The sequence below is a fragment of the Candidatus Jordarchaeum sp. genome (genome assembly GCF_052745115.1).
Genome location: NZ_JBRAKS010000556.1, coordinates 1 through 1,522, shown reverse-complemented (window position 1 = coordinate 1,522; position 1,522 = coordinate 1). Strand labels below are relative to the sequence as shown.

General features: G+C 44.6%; 3 protein-coding genes. 2 read left to right on the top strand and 1 reads right to left on the bottom strand.

Features of this window, described 5'->3' with window-relative positions; all coding sequences use genetic code 11:
* Window positions 1-29 precede the first annotated feature (29 nt).
* A complete protein-coding gene (locus ACUVXA_RS20800; RefSeq protein WP_445873207.1) occupies window positions 30-422 on the top strand; it encodes a uroporphyrinogen decarboxylase family protein in 393 nt (130 codons plus the stop codon).
* 90 nt (window positions 423-512) lie between these two features.
* Window positions 513-1,241, top strand: a complete 729-nt coding sequence (locus ACUVXA_RS20795; protein ID WP_445873206.1) for an HAD family hydrolase — start codon at window positions 513-515, stop codon at window positions 1,239-1,241.
* A 53-nt stretch (window positions 1,242-1,294) separates the two neighbouring features.
* On the opposite strand, the gene ACUVXA_RS20790 is transcribed toward ACUVXA_RS20795, so the two are convergent.
* Window positions 1,295-1,522 (bottom strand): enoyl-CoA hydratase/isomerase family protein (locus ACUVXA_RS20790; protein WP_445873205.1); only part of this gene is annotated, 228 nt, incomplete at its 5' end.

The window sequence follows — 1,522 nt, the reverse complement described above, 5'->3', positions numbered from 1 at the left end:
GAACCGAACACCATCTGGAAGTGTCCTAGATGGGTAAGTTTCGGACAACGGTTAAATCGGTAACAGATGCCAGAATATACTTCCACAGCTGCGGAGCAATATTTCCCCTGATCGAGCACTTCATAGACATCGGGGTAGAAGTGTTGAATCCCATCCAGCCCCTAGCGAAAGGAATGGATGCTGAATCACTAAAAAAAGCTTATGGCAACCGAATAACCTTCTGCGGAGGAATAGACGACCAAAAACTCCTACCAAACGGGACCCCCGAAGAAGTGAAGGCAGAGGTAAAACGGGTAATAGAAATACTGGGGAAGAGCGGGGGTTACATACTAGCTCCTTCACACAACTTGCAGGGTGATGTGCCACCGCAGAACATAGTGGCCATGTTTGAAGCGGCGCTAGAATATGGAAAGCACAAGTAACCACAAACGTCCTCTCACAAGATTTAAATGCTACAGCTTCTCATATCACAGAGCAAACTGTTGATTTTGAATTCTAAAGAGGAATATAAATTGAAGAAACGGGGAATAATCTTTGATTTCGACGGAACCCTCGTGGACTCCTTCAGTAACCGCATACAATCACACAAAAAGGTAGCAGAACTCATAACCAACTTCCTAAAAAAGAGAGGAGTAAACGCCAATTACCACACCATGCTGGAAAAGGTAATAAAAACAGAGGAAGAGGGGGAGAAAAGGCTAATCCGAAGCAGAGACGAGTGGTGGAAGCAAATTTTCGAAGAGCTAAACATAACAAATGTACCCAAAGACTTGATAGCCGAATTAACCAACGTGTACTGGGAAATACTGAAGGATACCACCACAATCTATGAAGGCGCGCCAGAACTCCTAGCAGAGCTCAAACAAAAGGGATACAAGCTCGGACTACTGAGTGACACGGATTTTGCTCCGGGATGGAAAGAAAAAAGATTCAAGGACTCTGGCCTAGCCAAATTTTTCGACACCTACGTGGTAGCCGGAGAAACAAACCCGGAAGCCAAACCCAGCCCTCAGCCCTTCTTAGAAGTCATAAAAAGACTAAACCTCAAACCTGAGCAAGTGATTCATGTAGGAGATAATCAGGAAACAGACATAAAGGGAGCAACCGCAGCCGCCATAGACTCTTTATGGATAGATTGGCAGGGAAATCCCCATGGAAACAGATACGGAGCCATAGCCGTAGCAAAAGGATTCCCCGAACTTAAAGCCACCCTCTACAAAGTCCTAGAAATCAAAAAATAGACCCCCGCATAAAAAATGAAGAATAGGAAGAGGGTGCAAAGCCGAAAACGGATTTATTTACCCTTAAAAACCGGTTTTCTTTTTTCCAGAAAAGACATTGCAGCCTCTCGATGATCCTCCGAGGCATACAATTTTGCTTGATACTGAACCTCTTTTACAATCATCTCGTCGAATGTTTTTCGGAATCCCTCATGAATCAGCTTTTTAGACATTGCAAGGGCTAGGGGAGACCGTTGTCCGAAACTTACCCATTTAGGACACCGCCTAAATGGTGTTCGGTT